Annotated in this window: 14 protein-coding genes; 8 read left to right on the top strand and 6 right to left on the bottom strand. The window is 54.3% G+C overall.

All coding sequences use genetic code 11. From position 1 onward, the window contains the following. Positions 1 to 123: 123 nt before the first annotated feature. From Q0835_RS26205 to Q0835_RS26180, 6 genes are all read right to left on the bottom strand, one after another. On the bottom strand, positions 124 to 861 hold the full coding sequence (locus tag Q0835_RS26205) for a hypothetical protein (RefSeq protein WP_298965831.1): 738 nt from the start codon (positions 859 to 861) through the stop codon (positions 124 to 126). Between the two features lie 104 nt (positions 862 to 965). Beyond that, complete coding sequence (locus Q0835_RS26200; protein WP_298965830.1) at positions 966 to 1,931, bottom strand: transglutaminase-like cysteine peptidase; 966 nt, start codon at positions 1,929 to 1,931, stop codon at positions 966 to 968. Positions 1,932 to 1,961: 30 nt separating this feature from the next. Next, positions 1,962 to 3,275 carry an HlyD family type I secretion periplasmic adaptor subunit gene (locus Q0835_RS26195; protein ID WP_298818020.1) on the bottom strand — a complete coding sequence of 438 codons (1,314 nt, stop codon included), beginning with the start codon at positions 3,273 to 3,275 and terminating at the stop codon, positions 1,962 to 1,964. Continuing rightward, positions 3,275 to 5,521: a type I secretion system permease/ATPase gene (locus tag Q0835_RS26190; RefSeq protein WP_298818022.1), complete on the bottom strand. Its 2,247-nt coding sequence runs from the start codon at positions 5,519 to 5,521 to the stop codon at positions 3,275 to 3,277. The genes Q0835_RS26195 and Q0835_RS26190 overlap by 1 nt, the downstream gene beginning before the upstream one ends. A 104-nt stretch (positions 5,522 to 5,625) precedes the next feature. Next, positions 5,626 to 6,993 (bottom strand): TolC family outer membrane protein, encoded by a 1,368-nt coding sequence (locus Q0835_RS26185; RefSeq protein WP_298965828.1) that lies wholly within the window; start codon positions 6,991 to 6,993, stop codon positions 5,626 to 5,628. Positions 6,994 to 7,331: 338 nt separating this feature from the next. Then, complete coding sequence (locus Q0835_RS26180) at positions 7,332 to 8,222, bottom strand: LysR family transcriptional regulator (RefSeq protein WP_298965826.1); 891 nt, start codon at positions 8,220 to 8,222, stop codon at positions 7,332 to 7,334. 116 nt (positions 8,223 to 8,338) lie between these two features. Here Q0835_RS26180 and Q0835_RS26175 point away from each other — a divergent pair, with 116 nt between their 5' ends. The 8 genes from Q0835_RS26175 to Q0835_RS26140 all read left to right on the top strand — a co-directional run bounded on the left by Q0835_RS26175 (position 8,339) and on the right by Q0835_RS26140 (position 16,844). Continuing rightward, positions 8,339 to 9,493, top strand: coding sequence for an ABC transporter ATP-binding protein (locus Q0835_RS26175; RefSeq protein WP_298965824.1), 1,155 nt, complete (start codon positions 8,339 to 8,341; stop codon positions 9,491 to 9,493). After that, positions 9,490 to 10,413, top strand: coding sequence for a sugar ABC transporter permease (locus tag Q0835_RS26170; RefSeq protein WP_298965822.1), 924 nt, complete (start codon positions 9,490 to 9,492; stop codon positions 10,411 to 10,413). Before Q0835_RS26175 ends, Q0835_RS26170 begins: the two co-directional genes overlap by 4 nt. Next, entirely contained in the window at positions 10,410 to 11,345 is a 936-nt protein-coding gene (locus tag Q0835_RS26165) for a carbohydrate ABC transporter permease (RefSeq protein WP_298818031.1), read from the top strand. Before Q0835_RS26170 ends, Q0835_RS26165 begins: the two co-directional genes overlap by 4 nt. A 132-nt stretch (positions 11,346 to 11,477) precedes the next feature. Next, positions 11,478 to 12,743: an extracellular solute-binding protein gene (locus Q0835_RS26160; RefSeq protein ID WP_298965820.1), complete on the top strand. Its 1,266-nt coding sequence runs from the start codon at positions 11,478 to 11,480 to the stop codon at positions 12,741 to 12,743. A gap of 70 nt (positions 12,744 to 12,813) precedes the next feature. Next, on the top strand, positions 12,814 to 13,638 hold the full coding sequence (locus tag Q0835_RS26155) for a phosphodiesterase (RefSeq protein ID WP_298965818.1): 825 nt from the start codon (positions 12,814 to 12,816) through the stop codon (positions 13,636 to 13,638). A gap of 197 nt (positions 13,639 to 13,835) precedes the next feature. After that, positions 13,836 to 15,011, top strand: coding sequence for an alpha-D-ribose 1-methylphosphonate 5-triphosphate diphosphatase (locus tag Q0835_RS26150; RefSeq protein WP_298965817.1), 1,176 nt, complete (start codon positions 13,836 to 13,838; stop codon positions 15,009 to 15,011). A 129-nt stretch (positions 15,012 to 15,140) separates the two neighbouring features. Beyond that, positions 15,141 to 15,809: a GntR family transcriptional regulator gene (locus tag Q0835_RS26145; RefSeq protein WP_298965815.1), complete on the top strand. Its 669-nt coding sequence runs from the start codon at positions 15,141 to 15,143 to the stop codon at positions 15,807 to 15,809. A gap of 24 nt (positions 15,810 to 15,833) precedes the next feature. Further along, positions 15,834 to 16,844, top strand: a complete 1,011-nt coding sequence (locus tag Q0835_RS26140; RefSeq protein ID WP_298818040.1) for an ABC transporter substrate-binding protein — start codon at positions 15,834 to 15,836, stop codon at positions 16,842 to 16,844. Positions 16,845 to 16,864 lie beyond the last annotated feature (20 nt).

Below are 16,864 nucleotides of genomic sequence, written 5' to 3'. Positions count from 1 at the left end.
CCATTGAAAAAAGGCGGGCCATCTGGTCCGCCTTTTTTGTTTCTTGAAAATAGCCAATGATCTACATTCGCGCGCACGAAAACGCGTCGGGCGTTTTACTGAGATTACGTTGTGTGGAGCTGTTTAAGCTGACGTGCTGGTCTGGTTTTTTCGAAGAAGCGCTGCGCCGAAAAGGCCGAGCATGGCGGTGGCGAGGCCTGCAACGATTGCCAGGATGCGTGTTGCGATTGGCGCGCCCAGCTGGTTCGCCAGGCCTTCGGTTTCAGACGGCGTGCTGGCTGTAACGTCGGTACCGCTTGTGCTGTCCGGAAGCAGAATGGTCAGGGTGCTTTCCGGCAGGTAGCCAGCGATGCGGCCGATGGTCGTGTCCGGGTTGTCAAATCCGGGAACGGCGGCTTCCAGCTTTGGTGTTTCGGCAATCTCCGAACCTGCAGCGAAGCTTTCAGAGATAAGCAGCACGTCGCCGTCCGAGGTTTCAAGTGCAATGCGACCGAAGCCTGTCTCTTCACCGGCGGTATCCAGAACGGTTTGAAGATAGTTCTTCAATTCCCGGGCATCCAGGCTGTCCGGCTGTTCTTTTGCAATCTCGAGATATTCAGAAAGCAGCGGCAAAGACGCCAGTTCTTGCAGCCGGAGGCGAGGGGCTGTGAGCCTTGCTTCGCTGAGCGCCTCCAGAAGCTGGCTGCGTTCGGCCTGAAGAACGGTTATTTGCCGGGAAACCTGTTTTTCCTGAGAAGCGGCCAGGTAGACGCCACTGCCTGCAATCAGAGCGCCGAGAAGGCAACCGCCAATGCCTAGGCAAAGGGCGGATGAAAGCTTGGACGGCTTTCGAATCGCGGCACTTTTGATTTGGTCGACCATAAACTGGCTATATCACGCTCTCCCCGGGTTTGGGGAGAGCAAATCGCTTGAGCCAGCAGGGTTTTCCATGGATCCAGCAGCTCTGCGCTGACCGAAAAAGGATCCTATTTGTTTGCCGATTTCAGTCTTGCCGCAAGGCGGACAGGCTTGCCGGCCTTCGGATTGTGTGACCATTCACCGGCAGCATTGACCGAGTAGAGCGCTTGATAATGCGGGAGATCACGTTCAAAGCGCACACGCGAAAACCGGTTGTCTAGAATGAGCCATTTGCCCTCATGCTTGACTGACAGAACAGCATGATATTGCCGTGCAGCCGTATCGCGCAGAACGACGACGCGCATGTCTTTGTCCTTGACGCCGAGGTCCCGCAGCAGAGCGTATTTCAGGATTGCGTAGTCCTCGCAATCGCCCGCCCGTTTGTTCAGGCTTTCAACGGGGCTGGCCCAGTATTCGCCTGCCTTCCACAGCCTGTGGTCCTCGCGATAGGCAAGGAGCCGATTGACCATGTAGTTTACCTTCGGGATCTGCAGGCCGCGGCGCTTGGATTTCACCTGATCCAGGATGGCGGTATAGGTGCGAAAACTGTGACGGCTGCCGGCGGTCCCTTTTTGATCGGCGTTCAGCTCGCCCAGGGCACGCTGCCAACGTTTGCTGACAGGACTGAGCGCAACTGACTTTCCAAGAGACCCGAACAGGCGCGTCGGTTTCAAGACCGTGCGTTTAACGGGTTTTTGGACTGCCACAGCCGAAGTCTTTACAGCCGGTGCTGAAACCTGCGGCTTGGCGAGAGGGCCAATTCGCACTTTCTGCAACTCGACCGGCTTTGCCGTCGGTGTCGTTGAAATCGGTGAGAAATGCAATACGGCGGGTTTAGCCGATGCACGTGCCGTATCAAGCAGGGATGCTTGAAGAATGACCTGAACATCGTCAACGCCCGGCAGTGTCTCTTCCGCTTTCGCGGCAGAACCAGCCGTTTGCAGAGCAATTGCGCAAATAAGCGCTTGCCAGGTTTTGGGCACAACTTTCCTGTTCGCTGCCGGCACTGCCGACGCGGTTGCACTCTGTTCCATCTGCCGATCGCCTCATTATATGTCGAGACGTCAGCGCTCCCTGAGTGCTTCGTCCCGTACCTTTTTGATCGGCTTTAAGATGTAATCCAGAACCGTTTTCTCACCGGTTAATATATCTATGGATGCCACCATTCCTGGTATTATTGGTAAAGGATCAGTATCTGAACCAAGATAATTTTTATCTGTTCTAATCATGACCCGGAAGAAACGATTACCTTCTTCATCTTCCGTGGTATCTGCACTGATACGTTCCAGGAATCCTTCAAGTCCGCCATAAACCGAGAAATCGTAAGCGGTTATCTTGACCTGCGCCTTCTGGCCAGGATGTAAAAATGCAACGTCTTTCGGGCGGATCTGTGCTTCGATCAAAAGCGTGTCTTCAAGGGGAACAATTTCCACCAGATCCGCGCCTGGTTGCACGACAGCGCCGATTGTCGTGATGTTCAGCTTGTTCACAATGCCTTTTACGGGGGACACCAGCTCCGTCCGGCGAACACGATCGGCAGCGCCTTTCATGCTCTCATTGATCACGGCGAGCTCACCACGCGCCTCTGCAAGCTGCTGGCGGGCCTCGGAAACAAAGGTCGAGGTTGCGTTGCGTGACCGCTCCTTGGCTTCTTCCTTGGCGGCGAGGGCGCGCTTAACGGACGCCTTGGTGACTGCGAGTTCGCCTTCGCTCTCCTTCAATTGACGTTGAAGGCGCAGGAACTCAATCTCGGGAAGGACTTTGCGCTCAAAAAGCCGTTGGTTGATTTCAACTTCCCGCTTGAGGATCTCGATGATGGATTCCAGCTTGGTTTCCGTCGCCAACAGCTCCTGATACTCCTGCTCCTTCTGGGAAGCTTGATTGCGCAGAACGCTCAGTTCGTTGTCCAGGCTTATTTTCTTGTCGCGGTAGACGTTCTCTTCTTCTTCAATCAGTTCCGGAACCGCTTTTGTCAGAAGTTCAGGGAATTCCAGCGGAAGCTGGTCCGCTTCTGAATCCAGTCTGGCAATGCGCGCCATCAGAGCCCATCGGCGCTGCCTGATTTCACCAAGCTGGGAGGAGAAGGTCGTGTCGTCGATTTCAATCAACGCCTGGCCCTCTTCAACGATATCGCCTTCCCGGACGAATATCTTCTCAACGATGCCTGTGTCCGGTGCCTGCACGACCTGGATCTGTCTGGAGGGAATGACACGGCCATCGCCTCTTGTGACCTCTTCTATCGAGGCGAAATAGGCCCAGAGAAGCGCGACCACGAAAAGCACCAGTCCGATGCGAATGACGTTGGTCGTATATCTCGGTGGGCGTGTCTGGATGATGTCCCGAATGTCGTTTGCGTAGTTCCAATCGCCGGAGGCCATTATACAGTCCCCCGTGTGTTCTGATTGTTCACGGCCCCCAGTTCCTGAAGTTTTTTCAGGACATCCTGGCGTGGGCCGTCCAGTGCAAGCTTGCCGTAGTCAAGCGTAATCAGACGATCCGTCAATTCGACCAGGCTCATGCGATGTGTGCTGATGATAACAGTCGTGTCGGCTCTTTTGTTCTCGTTAAGACGCGCGATCAACCGTCGTTCCGACGCAAGATCCAGATGACTGGAGGGCTCATCCAGGAACAGTACGCGAGGTTTACGCAGAAGAATTCTCGCCAATGCGACGGCCTGTTTTTGCCCTCCCGACAAGAACCTTCCGCCTTCACCAACCTGGAGGTCATAGCCGAGCGGGTTCTGTGCAACAAATTCGTCAACGCCGGCGGTTCTTGCAGCCTGGATCAGCGCGTCGTCATCGGCAAACGGGTCTCCAGCACTGATATTCTCACGGACTGTGCCGCTGAAAAGCACATTGTCCTGCGACAGGAAGCCGACATTGGACCTCAGATCCGCGGGATCGAACTGCCGGGTATCGGTGCCGTCTATCAGCACCGCACCATTGGAGGGGTAATAAAGTCCTGAGGTGAGGCGGCCGATCGTGCTCTTCCCTGAGCCAACCCGGCCGATCAACCCGACGGTTTCACCCGGTGCAATCTTGAAGGAGATGTTTTTCAGACTGTCGTCTTCCGCCTCCGGATAGCGGAAGCTGACACCTTTGAATTCAACTGAACCTGAGGCGATGCGTTTGTTGATATAGGTTCTGCCGGGCTTGCGTTCCGTCTCGGTCTGCATGATTTCGTTCAGGATCTTGAACGAATGCATGGTCTGTCTCAGGCGGGTCAAGGTGTTGGCGACATTGGCGAGCGGCGCCAGAACACGGCCGGAAAGCATCATGGCCGCGATCAGAGCACCCATTGTGATATCGCCGCTGGATATGAGATAGACGCCCCAGACTATGATGCCTATTGACACAGAGGCCTGAACAAGTCCGGTTCCGGATTGAGCGATCAGCGCCCAGAAACGACCTGTCATGATGGCGGCACTGCTGGCGGCGACCGACCGCTCCCATTTGGTCTGCATGCGGCCTTCTGCATTGAGGGCCCGAACCGTATCAAGGTTCGCGATGCTTTCCACAAGGATCGAATGTCTTATGGCGCTCTCATTGTGGGATTTCTCGATAGCACCGGACAGGGGGGCCTGCACCAGAAGGCTGATACCCAGAACAATGGGAATTGCAATCAGGGGAACGATCGCGATTGGACCGACAAGCAAGAACAGCACGGCAACAAAAATGCCGATGAAAAACACATCGATGATGGATACCAGCGAGGAAGATGTGATGAATTCCCTGACGGTCTCGAATTCACGAATGTGGTTGGCAAACTGTCCGGAACTGACTGGCCTCTTTTCAAAATCAATGGCCAGCGCATGGGCAAAAACTTTGCTGGCCAATTCATTGTCGGCCTGTTTGCCGGCAACATTGATGATCTGGCCCCGTGCGACTTTCAAAATGAAGTCGAATATGAGGGTGAGAATAACGCCGATGGCCAACGCCCAAAGCGTCGGGATTGCAAAATTCGGAACGACGCGGTCATAGACGTTCATTGTGAAGAGCGGCGAGGCGAGGGCCAGGAGGTTGATGAGCAGCGCTGCAAGAGCGACATGAGCATAGTCACGCCAGTAAGACGAAATCGTGCTCCAGAACCAATGTCCTTGTCCACCAAGCGTGCGTTCGCTTACGCCGGTTTTATCGACAGAGGGCTGAACGAAAATTGCATACCCACTGTAGTCATTCAAAAAATCATCCAGAGAACGGCGCAGGGTTCCTGTTGCGTATTCTGCAGATGCAAGCTCAACCGTGCCACCTTCGAAATTGATGGCGGTCAGGACCAGCATTTCAGAGTGTTTGGTTGCCACAATGCAGGGCAGGGCGGCCAGCGGAATGGCGTCCAGATCTTTTTTGTCGGGCAAGATCTTGAGGCCGCAATTCGCCGCGGCCCGACTTAAAATGCCAATCGTAAGAGTGTCTTGTGTTTTTGGCAGCCCATTCCAGATCACAGAATCTGTGACATGATAACCATGGACGCGCGCAATATACTTTAGGGCCTCAGCAAGCTGGTCTGGCTTTTTGGGAGACTGCGAGACCGCATCCTCGGTTTTCTGGTCGGTGTCATGCTGCAGCATATCGGGCACTGGCTCGTTGGCTTTGTCACCGCATATGTCGTTAGTATCGCCTGACATTCAAGCAGGCGACAGCTCGCTGACAGCGAGTTGAAGCAAACGCGGTGCACTAAGATGCATTGTTGCTTGCCGGGACCCGGCAAACAAAATCTGCCCGACAAGTGTTAGAATTTACGTAATGGCTCGATGCCGAAGTTGGCATTCTGCGGGAAAACCGACCTATTGTCGCGCTGACCGTCGGTTGCTTCCGGAGGAGGCGACACGCTCAGATACGCCAGTAGATCACCCGTCGTGGCACGCAACTGATACGTTGAGAAAGCGTAGATCGCGCGTGCGGAAATCAACTCGATTTCACTGTTGAAGAGTGCATTCTCGGCGTTCAGAACATCAAGCAGGGTTCTTTGGCCGATATCGTATTCCTGGCGATACCCTTCGACCACCTGACGGTTGGCTGCAAGCTGTTCGCGCAGGGCCTTAATACGTTCTGTCGTTGTGCTTACAGAGGCGTAAGAGCGTTCGATGCCTTCTTTGAGTTCCCGGCGGACACGATCCACCCGGATCTGGGTTTCAGTAAGGCGCTCACCGTATTCATTGGTCAGAGCGGCATCACGGCCGCCGTTGAAGATGTTCCAGGAGAAGACAACCTTACCGGAATATTCGTTGTTGCGTCCCTCAATCCCGCCAATGTCATCGCCTACGGTCGCCTGACCGCGAAGAGAGATTTCGGGAAGGAAATTGCCCTTGGTGGACTCATATTCGTACTTGGCCGCGTCCGCGTCGGCAATCGCTGCGCGAACTGTCGGGTGCGTCTGAACGGCACTGTCAACCAGCCGTGTTACAGAGCCAGGTGGCAGGCTCGCCGGTTTAACCGGTGCGAGAGACGCTGGTTTCTTGCCAACAACGCGCTCATATTTGGCAACAGTATCGAGCAGAGACTTGCGAACTTCACTGACGATCACTTCAGCTGCTGCAACACGTTCTCTTGCCTGTGAGAGATCGGCAGCGCCTGTTTCCCCGCCCTCAAAGCGTTGCTGAACGTCGGAGTAGATCCGGCGATGTTTTGCAACATTCATGCGAGCCTTGGACAAGATTGCGGTGTGGCGCAGAACGTCTACGTAAGATTCGACAGCATCAAGGGCGGTTGCTTCGGAGCGCTCCATAACGCGCAGGGCTGCTCCATCGACGCGCGCGCTTTGGCGGTAGACTTCATTTACCGAGGTCAGTCCGTCAAAAATCAGCTGCTCGACTGTTACCGTGAACTCTTTTGAAAATCGCCACTCGTCGTTTTCATTCGCTGTGAATGAATTCGGGCGGTCCAGTCTTTCCGGTCCGAGTTCGGCAGAAACACCGACCGTCGGCAAAAACGCGCCCTGCGATCTGCGGTATTCGAAATTTCGAGCACGTCTGTTCGCCGCGCTCTCAAGCACGTCGGGACTGGTCGAAACCGCCTCCTGAACGACTTGCCGGAGGTCGGCAGCGAACGAAAAATCTACCAAGCACACACTCATCAAGAGTGCCGGAATAATACGCATTGCCCACGACGCCACTAAATTAAAGATGTCAGCACATTATTATACGTTGCATACATTCCAAAGGACTGTTGCAACCCTGCTAATACTAATAGTTGCCAGTGTTGCCAATGTGCAACGAAATTCTGCTTAACTGCCATTTTAACGCCAAAATTAACGCTGGGTTAACTATAATTTCGGTGCTTCTGCCCGCGAAGCAGTCACTATGCACCCAAATGCGAACCGGAATTTTTCGCAAAAAGAGGCTCCAGATCCTCGAATCGGGAGATCGGGAAGAGCTCATCGGACACCGTACTTTACGGAAGGTGTCAGATTGTTTTCTTCTGGTCTTGCACGGATCGTCAGAGAATGTTGCTTGCTCGAACTTCGATCGCGGCGTCCAGGAAGCTTTGAATAAGGCGCAGTTCGCGTTTATCTGCCGGAATGGCAAGGCAATCGCGGTATTCTTCCGGCATTTCTTCAACCGGAACGGCGACAATGTTTTCGGAAGGATAAAGACTTTTCTCCAAGAGAAGCCCGATGCCGAGCCCGTGCAGGATCGCTTCCTTCACCATTGGAAAGGTCGTCGTCCGCAATATCCTGGGGAACTCCAGTCCATGGTCGATCAGTTTTGAGCGGGCAATCTTTTGTGTAAGGGATCCGTCTTCGGGCAGAACCAAAGTTTCATGTTGAAGATCTGCCAAAGAGATTTTTTTGCGTGCGGCCAAAGGATGGCCTTTCTGCATGTGGGCCTTGTACCTGGAACGTCGTAATTCATGGGTCACAATGGACTGACTTTCCTCAGGCTCGGTGACGATAGCGATATCGACTTGACGTTCACCCAGCAAGGTCATGGCTGTCGTCCAGTTGTAGAGCGTGAAATCGATCTGAACTTTGGGAAAGAGCCTGCCATATTGAGCAATAATGGGCATTGCAGGGCGCGGCGCATTGGCGATTAGACGTATGTGTCCGTCGGTGAGGGCGCTGTAGTCGCTTATTTTCTCGGTGACGAGTTGTTCCATGGTCGCAAGTCGGTCCGACACGGCAAAAAGCTCTCTTCCGGCCCTTGTGAGTTCAAGTCCGCTTCTGCGGCGTATGAAAAGCTGCGTTCCCATATGAACTTCCAACTTGGAAATATGCTGGGTGACAGATGATTGCGTGACACCGAGAGCCGCTGCCGCATTGGAAATACTTCCCACGCGGGCAGCAAAGGTGAAGGCCTTGATTTGATAAGGGCTTGGCGAGGCTGTCATGACAGTTCCGTAATGATGACTTTGCCAAACCGTAGCCTGCATTAGCGACGCTAATATTACGTCACAGACAGTTCAATCGGCCTCACTAGTGTCTCCTTGGAAACAGGAGCACTTAGATGACGGCGATCTCCTTATCGGCGATTGAGAAAAACTTCGGCGACACGAAAGTCCTTGAGGGAATCAATCTTGACATTGCAGACGGAGAGTTCCTGACGCTTGTCGGCCCTTCCGGCTGCGGCAAGTCCACGCTTCTTCGCATAATCGCGGGGCTCGAATCCGCAACGACAGGCGTGGTGGAAATTGGCGGAAAGCCGGTCAATGGCGTTCGACCGGCCCACCGGAACCTGGCGATGGTCTTTCAGTCCTACGCACTCTACCCGCATCTGACCGTGGCGCAGAACATGATGACGCCGCTGAAGCTGCGGGATCTCTCGGTTGTGGAACGCATGCCTGTTGTCGGACCCCTGATCGCCGGCAGTTCTTATAGGGCAATCCTGGAACAAGTTCAGGAAACGGCAAAAGTTCTGAAAATCGATCATTTGCTCGACAGAAAGCCGGGTCAACTTTCGGGAGGTCAGCGTCAGCGGGCGGCGCTCGGCCGGGCAATGGTCCGCAAGCCGGTGGCGTTCCTGATGGACGAGCCTCTTTCAAACCTTGACGCCGCGCTGCGCATTCACATGCGCTCTGAGCTTGCCGAACTGCATCGATCGCTCAAGACCACCTTCATCTATGTCACACACGATCAGGCGGAAGCATTGACCATGTCCGACCGGATGGCGGTGATGATGGACGGCAAGATTCTGCAGCTCGGAGCACCGGACGAGATCTACAACAATCCGCAGGACATCCGCGTTGCCGAATTTGTCGGAGCGCCGAAAATCAACCTGTTGCCGGGCACGCTGGATGATGCCGGTCACGCACGTTGCGGAGATATGGTTCTTGCAAGGGTTGCCGAAAACGGTGTGGTCGGTTCGGTGACAATAGGTCTGAGGCCAGAACATCTGACAGTTTGCGAAAAGGGTGATGCGGAATCCTTGAGCGGCAGAGTGGTTCACCGGGAAAATCTTGGTGCGGACATTTACCTCCATATGACCGTACTTGATGGGGCTTCCCGATTGGTGGCTCGGGTTCAGCCCAATGAAGGCAACAGCATTTCCATTGGCGACGAATTGCACGTCAGACGTTTGGACGGCTGTGCAATGGTTTTTGGCAAAAACGGAAAACGCCTCGACCTGGCGTCAACCGCCACACACGTGGCGGAGGTTGCATGATGCAATCCAGCAGGGCGCATTTCTGGTTTGTCGGTCCGGCCTTGTTCTTGATGGTCGTCATTCTTCTGTTACCCATTCTGGTTGCCGGTGCCTTGAGTTTCACCAGCTACAGTTTGGGCAATTCCGGTGCGGACTTCGTTGGGCTGGAAAATTACGAGAAGATCTTCACTCGCTCCACCTATGAAAAAATGTTTGGAGCCACCTTTCGCTACGTCTTTGTCGTGGTGCCTTTGTCAGTCGGTCTGGGGTTGGGAGCTGCATTGCTCATCAGTTCTATCAAGCGTTTCAGCGACGTTTACAAGACCGTCTATTTCCTACCGGTTATGGCAGCGCTCATCGCAATGGCGATTGTCTGGGAATTCGCGTTCCATCCGACCATTGGCATCGTCAATGCAACGCTTGAACGCGGATGCGGATCGTTTCTTGAGGTCTGGAGCTGGTTTTCGCTCGGTTGCGAGCGCGGGTTTCCGCTTTGGCTCACGGATCGGGACTATGCCATTTGGACAGTTGCCTTTATCGGCGTCTGGCAGGGCTTCGGCTTCAACATGGTGCTTTATCTCGCCGGCCTGACTTCGGTTCCGCGCGAACTTTACCATGCTGCAGAAATGGATGGTGCGCGAACGGCCTGGGACAGATTTCGCCTGGTAACCTGGCCAATGCTAGGGCCGACAACGGTTTTTGTCGTCACGATTTCCTTCATCCGCTCGTTCCAGGTGTTTGACACGGTCGAAGCGTTTTATCCGCAGGGTGGGGGGCCATCGAAGTCAGTCTACGTGATGATGTTCGCAATCTATGAAAAGGCCATCCAGCAAAACCTGATGGGTATCGGGGCGGCGATCACTGTCGTGTTCCTGGCATTCGTCATGTTTTTGACGGTTGTCCAGCGTTGGCTGGTGGAAAGAAGGGTGCACTACACATGAGCGAGACAATGCACGCGGCACATTCGGCTTTCAGTGCGCCCACGTTCCGTTTTTCTGCCGGTGAGGCATTGAAACACGCGGTCTTGATCCTGGGCAGTCTGATCGTTTTGCTGCCGTTCTACGTGATGGTGAGTTACAGCCTCAAAAGCCCTGCCGAGATCATGCAGAATACCGGCGGATTTTTCGGAGCGCAGGAACTCTTCCGCGATGATTATTGCATCAAGCTTGGCAACGCCGTTGCTGACTGCATGGTGACGCCGGTTATCTACAACTACACAACAGCTTTCGAGAAAGCCCCGCTTATTCGGTATCTCTTCAACGGGATTGTGGTCACGACATCAATCTTCTTCATTCAGGTTCTGGTCGCGCTGCCCTGTGCCTATGCACTTGCGAAACTTCGTTTCTGGGGACGGGAAGCTGTTTTCGGACTCGTGCTCTTCTGCCTTCTTATCCCGGTTCATGCCATCGCCTTGCCGCTATACATCATGTTGGCGAAACTGGGACTTACCAATTCCTATGCAGCGCTGATCATACCCTGGACTATTTCAGTCTTTGGCATCTTCCTGATGCGCCAGTTCTTCATGACCGTTCCCGATGACTTGATCGATGCAGCGCGCATGGACGGAATGAGCGAATTTTCCATCATCTGGAATGTGATGCTGCCAACAGCAATCCCGGCGCTGTTGGCCTTCGCGATCTTTTCGGTGGTGGCTCACTGGAACGACTATTTTTGGCCGCGCATCGTGATTACAGGCGACCGCAGCCTGTTCACACCACCGCTCGGTCTGCGTGAGTTCAAAGGCGACGCCGATGGCGATAACTTCGGGCCGATGATGGCGACCGCCACGATCATCGTAGCACCGCTGATCGTGGCATTCCTGATCGCTCAGCGCCGTTTCATCGAAGGCATCACCTTGAGCGGGATGAAGTAGGAACCGGTCATTTGAATAAAAGGCGGGGCCACCGCAGAGCAGCGGCCCCGTTACCAGATCCCTTGAGGGATAAACCGGGTGCGGACAGTTTGGCGACCAAGCCGTACCCGTGGCAACACCACGGAGAATTTCATGAAAAAGTGTCTCACTGCAATTGCTTTTGTGCTGGCCGCAGGTTCGGCGCAAGCTCAGGACGAGAAAATCACGATCGAATTTGCTTATCCTTATTCGCATCTGTTCGACGTGACATACGAGAAGATCCTTCCACTCTTCAATGAGAAGTACCCCAACATTGAAGTGAAAATTCGCGCTTCCTACGAGTCTTATGAAGACGGCACCAACACGATCTTGCGTGAAGCCGTTGCAGACACGCTGCCGGACGTCACGATGCAGGGTCTGAACCGTCAGGCAATCCTGGTTGAAAAAGGAATTGCCAAGTCACTAGAGCCTTTCATCGAGGCCGAGGAAGACTTCGCCAAGGACGGTTATCACGATGCGATGCTCAAGCTCGGCACGTTTGACGGCAACGTGCATGGTCTGCCGTTTTCGGTCTCGCTTCCGGTCGGCTACTACAACATGGATGTGATGGCCAAGGCAGGCATTACATCAGTGGATCAGCTGCCCAAGACCTGGGAAGAAGTTGTCGCAACGTGCGGCAAGCTGCGCGAAGCCGGTGTCAAGAATCCAATGTTCTGGGGCTGGAACATCACCGGCAACTGGTTCCTGCAGGCGTTGATGTGGTCGCAGGACAAACCAACCATGGAAGATGGTGATTTCCAGATCGCATCGGATGAGGGGCTGCAATCACTCGAAACCATGAAATCCCTGTTTCGTGGCTGCGACATGCAGAACATCGAATGGAAAGCGGCGCTTGCCTCATTTTCAGCCGGTGAAATCGGCATGATGTACTGGTCCACTTCAGCACTGGGTGCCGTGGAGCGAGCCAAAGGCGACTTTGTGCTCCAGACCAATGAGTTCCCGGGATTTGAAGCAACCGGCCCGAAAGGCCTGCCGGCTGGCGGCAATGCAGCCATGCTTGTGTCTACAAGCACCGACCCGAACGAGCTGCAGGCAGCCTGGAAGTGGCTGAAATTCATCACATCCGGTCAGGGTGCCGCCGAAGTGGCGCGCACCACCGGCTATATGCCGCCGAACAAGGCCGCAAACGAAGTGATCCTTGCCGATTTCTACAAAGAGAACCCGAACAAGGAAACCGCAGTTCGCCAGTTGCCGCTGCTGCGCGATTGGCAGGCCTATCCAGGTGACAACGGTTTGGCGGTTACTCAGGTGATTTATGACGGCCTTGAGGGTGTCGTAACGGGCGAGTTCGACGACATGGGTGAGCTGCAAAAAGAAATGGCCGAAGAGGTCAGGGACCTGCTGCCTGAAGGCAACTAGGTATCAGTTTCACTGAAACGCCGCCCGGAAACCGGGCGGCGTTTTTGCCATTTAATCAACGGAGAACGCGGTGAAACTCATACAACTCACTGACATTCATTTGACCACGCCTGGAAGTACGATCGGTGGTCGGGACCCCAATGAAAATTTCAATAAGGCGCTTGATCACGCGCTCACTCAGCACCCGGATGCAGATGCACTCATCATAACAGGAGACCTTTCCGACTGGGGAGACCGCACGGATTATGTCCGGCTTAAGGAGACGCTTTCGGGTGTTTCGGTCCCGGTTGAGCTTTGCATCGGAAACCACGATGAGAGAGATGTGTTTCTCTCTGTCTTTCCCGAACTGGACGACGAGAACGGGTTTGTCCAGTCTGTCTTCGATATGCCGCTTGGAACCGGAATTGTACTCGATACCTGGGGCCCGGACTCGCATGCGGGCCATTATTGTGAAGCGCGGCGCAACTGGCTCGAAGGGCAACTGAGAGCGGCGTCAGGACCGGTTTTTCTGTTCATGCATCACAATCCGGTTCCGATCGGTATTGCGCCAATGGACAAGATAATGTTGCAGGATCACGAGGCCTTTGCAGCCCTGATCAAAGAGTATCGCGACAAGGTCAGGCACATTTTTCACGGCCATTGCCATCTGCCGCTGTCTGGATCGTTGCATGGTGTCCCGTTCAGCGCTCCGCGAGGGACCAATCATGCAGGTTGGCCTGATTTCGCTAACCAGGGAAACCTGAGTGCGTCTGACTTGCCTGAGAGTTACGCCGTTGTGCTGGTCAACGAGACCAGCGTTATGGTCCACATGGTCGAATATGGCTACCATGGCGACATCCGGCGAGAAGGTTCGCCTGATTATGCCGATTGGAATCGGCTGACGATGGTGCGCTGACGAGCCTTATGCACTTTTAGACGTCGTTGCAGCCTTCTGGCTCACTTCCCGAATTGTCATGCTCGCGTTTGAGAGCTGTCACAATTCTAACGGGGAACGGGAGTAGAAGGCTGTTTCGTTTTTTGAAAGATATTGGATTCCCGCCTGTTCACTGATGAACCAACCTGATTTAACGGGACGTGCCCAGAGGAGACCTCATGACATTCGCCGATAAGCGCATTCCATCTGGGAGCGAGCTCGTTGTCTTGAAAAACGCCATGCTTGTGCTGGGTGATGAAGTTGTCTCCGGTCACGTTTCTGTATCGGATGGTGTCATCGTGTCCGTTGATACCGGTGCGATCCCTCAAGCTGGCGAAGACCTCGGTGGCGACTATCTCGTGCCGGGCCTCGTGGACATCCACACAGACCACTTTGAGAAGCATGTCTTTCCGCGCGCGCATGTGCGCTGGGATCCTTTCAGGGCGGCTATGGCGCATGATGCTCAAATCATCGGCAGCGGTATCACGACCGTTTTTGACAGTCTGTGTGTTGGCGCGACCATCAAGAACCCGGAACGACGCGAAATCCTGGCACCGATGATTGATGCTCTGGAAAAGGCACAGAGTGCAGGTATGCTGCGCGCTGAACATCTGGTCCATCTTCGTTGCGAGATTACCGACGCCGAGACAACCCGCCTAACCGAGGAAAACATTGGCAAGAACATTGTGCGCATGGTTTCGGTGATGGAACACCTTCCCGGGCGCCGTCAGAGTAAGAATATCGAGGGGTATATAGGGCGCAGAATGGCTGATACCGGCGAGTCGCGGCAGGAAGCTGAACGCGTTACCCGGGAACTTTTGAACTTTTCAGACGCAATCAGCGCGAAAGTCCGCCCGGAAGTCGTTGCTTTGGCACACGCGCACAAACTGCCATTGCTCAGCCACGACGACACCGAACTTGAACACATTGACGAAGCGATCGGCGAAGGGATCTTGATTTCCGAGTTTCCCTGCACGCTGGACGCCGCGCGCAAGGCGAAAACACACGGCATGCATGTGGTTGGAGGTGCTCCGAATGTCATTCGAGGCGGATCTCAATCAGGGAATGTCGCTGTAAGCGATCTCATGGCAGAAAACCTCGTCGATATTCTGGCGTCGGACTATGTGCCTCGCTCGCTTCTGGACTGTGCATTCATGGCGGCACAGAACGAGGCGTTTGGAGTTGATCTGCCATCCGCCATACGCTTGGTCACCAAAACGCCTGCTCACGTTGCGGGCCTTTCAGATCGTGGTGAAATCATTCAAGGAAAGCGGGCAGATCTTCTTCATGTCGGGTTGCATGATGGACACCCCTTCGTGAAGCAAGCCTGGCTTTGCGGGCGGCGTGTGTATTAAGACCAACCACGCGGTGGATATGCTTGGAGAATTGCGCTCAGCTGGCAAGCGCCGGCGCGCGGCTTCGTCATTGACAAAATAGTCAATGAAACACATAAATATCCAACATTCTTTAAATTAGGGCATAAAATGCTTTTCAGCGATCGGGGAGGCACTGATGCGACAATTGTCGCCATGTTATCTTCGGCGATCCGGAGAGATATTTCTTTCGGTGTCCTGCGGCCTGACGAAAGGCTGAAAATCGAGGCTCTTCGACAGCGCTATGGCGGCTCGAACCACTCCATGCGCGAGACCTTGAGGATCCTGGCCGCAGAAGGCATGGTCGAGGCAACCAATCAGCGCGGGTTTCGGGTGACTTCGGCGACGGAAGACGACCTTCAAGACATATTGCTTATGCGGATTGAGACTGAACGGCTCGGCTTGAAGCGGTCCCTGCGAAACGGCAATGTAGCCTGGGAGTCGCGGGTGGTTGCGGCATTTCATGGCTTGCACCGCGCCGATGTTGCAGTTCAAGAAACACTCAATGACGCGGTCGCTCTGGATTGGGATGAAGCCTCCCGGGTTTTATCTGCGGCACTTCTTTCAGCCTGCGGGTCCTGTCGCCTGATCGAAACCGCTAACAAGTTTTACAACCAGTCGCGGCGGTATCTGCTCGCTTTGTTGCGTGAGGGACAAATCGACTTTGCGGTGCGCGAAAAACGTCATCAATTACTGCGTGAGGCAATTCTAGCCCGTAACGATGAATTGGCACTGTCAACATTGGAAGAAGACATCCGTGCAGCACTCCAAACGACTTAAGAACGACACCAGGGAGGAAACAAAATGACCAAATTCAATCGCCGCCAAACACTCGGCTTGATCGGCGCGGCAACGGTGACAGGACTATCCGCACCGGCATTGGCGTCAAACAGGAAGATTAAGGTTGGGGCATTGCGCTTCACGTCTCACTCCGGCAGCTTTATCGCATTTGAGCGCGGTTATTTTGCCGATGCGGGCCTGGACGTTGAGTTTCAGTTCTTCCAGGCCGCGCAGCCAATGGCCGTCGCGATTGCCTCGGGCGATGTCGACTATGCAGTCACCGCGATTTCCGGCGGCTTGATCAGTCTCGCCGACAAAGGGGCGATCAAGGTGATTGGCGGGGCACTTAGTGAAGAAAAGGGCATTGACGGTCAGAAATTCCTGATTTCCGATGCTTCCTATCAGGCCGGAACAAAGAGCCTGAAGGACCTCGACGGAAAGAAGTATGCAGTTACGCAGGCGGGCTCATCGTTCCACTATATGGGAGCGAAGATGGCCGAAAAAGAAGGCATTTCGCTTTCCTTTACACCATTGCAAAAAGTCGGTGCGATTATCGGAGCCATGAAATCCGGGCAGGTTGATGGCTGGTCAATCGTTCCGCACATTGCCAAACCACTGGCAAAGGCTGGTGCCTGGCATATCGTAGGCGACGTCTCTGACTATCTGCCTGACTATCAGGTCACGACCGTCTTTACGTCCGCGGGCAATGCGGCAAACGAAAAGACGCTGACCAAAGACTTCCTTTCAGGCTTTTCCAGAGGTGTCGACGACTATGCCGCTGCCATGATCGACGGCACGGCCAGTCAGGACGAGATGATCGACCTGATCCACAAATACGTCTACACCGACCGTCCGCGGGAAAAGGCTGCTCCTTCGATCATCAATGGAACGATGCGGTTGAACAAAGGGGCTGCTTTGAACCTTGCTTCGGTGCAGGATCAACTCAGCTGGTTCCAGTCAGAAGGCCTTGTCGACAAGGACATCACGATCGACCAGCTTGTGGACACTTCCTATGTTGAAACCATTGGCGGCTAATGAAGCCGATTTGTTCGCCG

The organism is uncultured Roseibium sp. (assembly GCF_947499295.1).
Taxonomy (GTDB): Bacteria; Pseudomonadota; Alphaproteobacteria; order Rhizobiales; family Stappiaceae; genus Roseibium.
This window is presented reverse-complemented; position numbering and strand designations above follow the sequence as displayed.

What these genes read in the sequence shown, in the direction of transcription:
- Q0835_RS26205 (WP_298965831.1), bottom strand. Translation starts at nt 861, where the DNA reads ATGGTCGACCAAATCAAAAGTGCCGCGATTCGAAAGCCGTCCAAGCTT.
- Q0835_RS26200 (WP_298965830.1), bottom strand. Translation starts at nt 1,931, where the DNA reads ATGGAACAGAGTGCAACCGCGTCGGCAGTGCCGGCAGCGAACAGGAAA.
- Q0835_RS26195 (WP_298818020.1), bottom strand. Translation starts at nt 3,275, where the DNA reads ATGGCCTCCGGCGATTGGAACTACGCAAACGACATTCGGGACATCATC.
- Q0835_RS26190 (WP_298818022.1), bottom strand. Translation starts at nt 5,521, where the DNA reads ATGTCAGGCGATACTAACGACATATGCGGTGACAAAGCCAACGAGCCA.
- Q0835_RS26185 (WP_298965828.1), bottom strand. Translation starts at nt 6,993, where the DNA reads ATGCGTATTATTCCGGCACTCTTGATGAGTGTGTGCTTGGTAGATTTT.
- Q0835_RS26180 (WP_298965826.1), bottom strand. Translation starts at nt 8,222, where the DNA reads ATGACAGCCTCGCCAAGCCCTTATCAAATCAAGGCCTTCACCTTTGCT.
- Q0835_RS26175 (WP_298965824.1), top strand. Translation starts at nt 8,339, where the DNA reads ATGACGGCGATCTCCTTATCGGCGATTGAGAAAAACTTCGGCGACACG.
- Q0835_RS26170 (WP_298965822.1), top strand. Translation starts at nt 9,490, where the DNA reads ATGATGCAATCCAGCAGGGCGCATTTCTGGTTTGTCGGTCCGGCCTTG.
- Q0835_RS26165 (WP_298818031.1), top strand. Translation starts at nt 10,410, where the DNA reads ATGAGCGAGACAATGCACGCGGCACATTCGGCTTTCAGTGCGCCCACG.
- Q0835_RS26160 (WP_298965820.1), top strand. Translation starts at nt 11,478, where the DNA reads ATGAAAAAGTGTCTCACTGCAATTGCTTTTGTGCTGGCCGCAGGTTCG.
- Q0835_RS26150 (WP_298965817.1), top strand. Translation starts at nt 13,836, where the DNA reads ATGACATTCGCCGATAAGCGCATTCCATCTGGGAGCGAGCTCGTTGTC.
- Q0835_RS26145 (WP_298965815.1), top strand. Translation starts at nt 15,141, where the DNA reads ATGCTTTTCAGCGATCGGGGAGGCACTGATGCGACAATTGTCGCCATG.
- Q0835_RS26140 (WP_298818040.1), top strand. Translation starts at nt 15,834, where the DNA reads ATGACCAAATTCAATCGCCGCCAAACACTCGGCTTGATCGGCGCGGCA.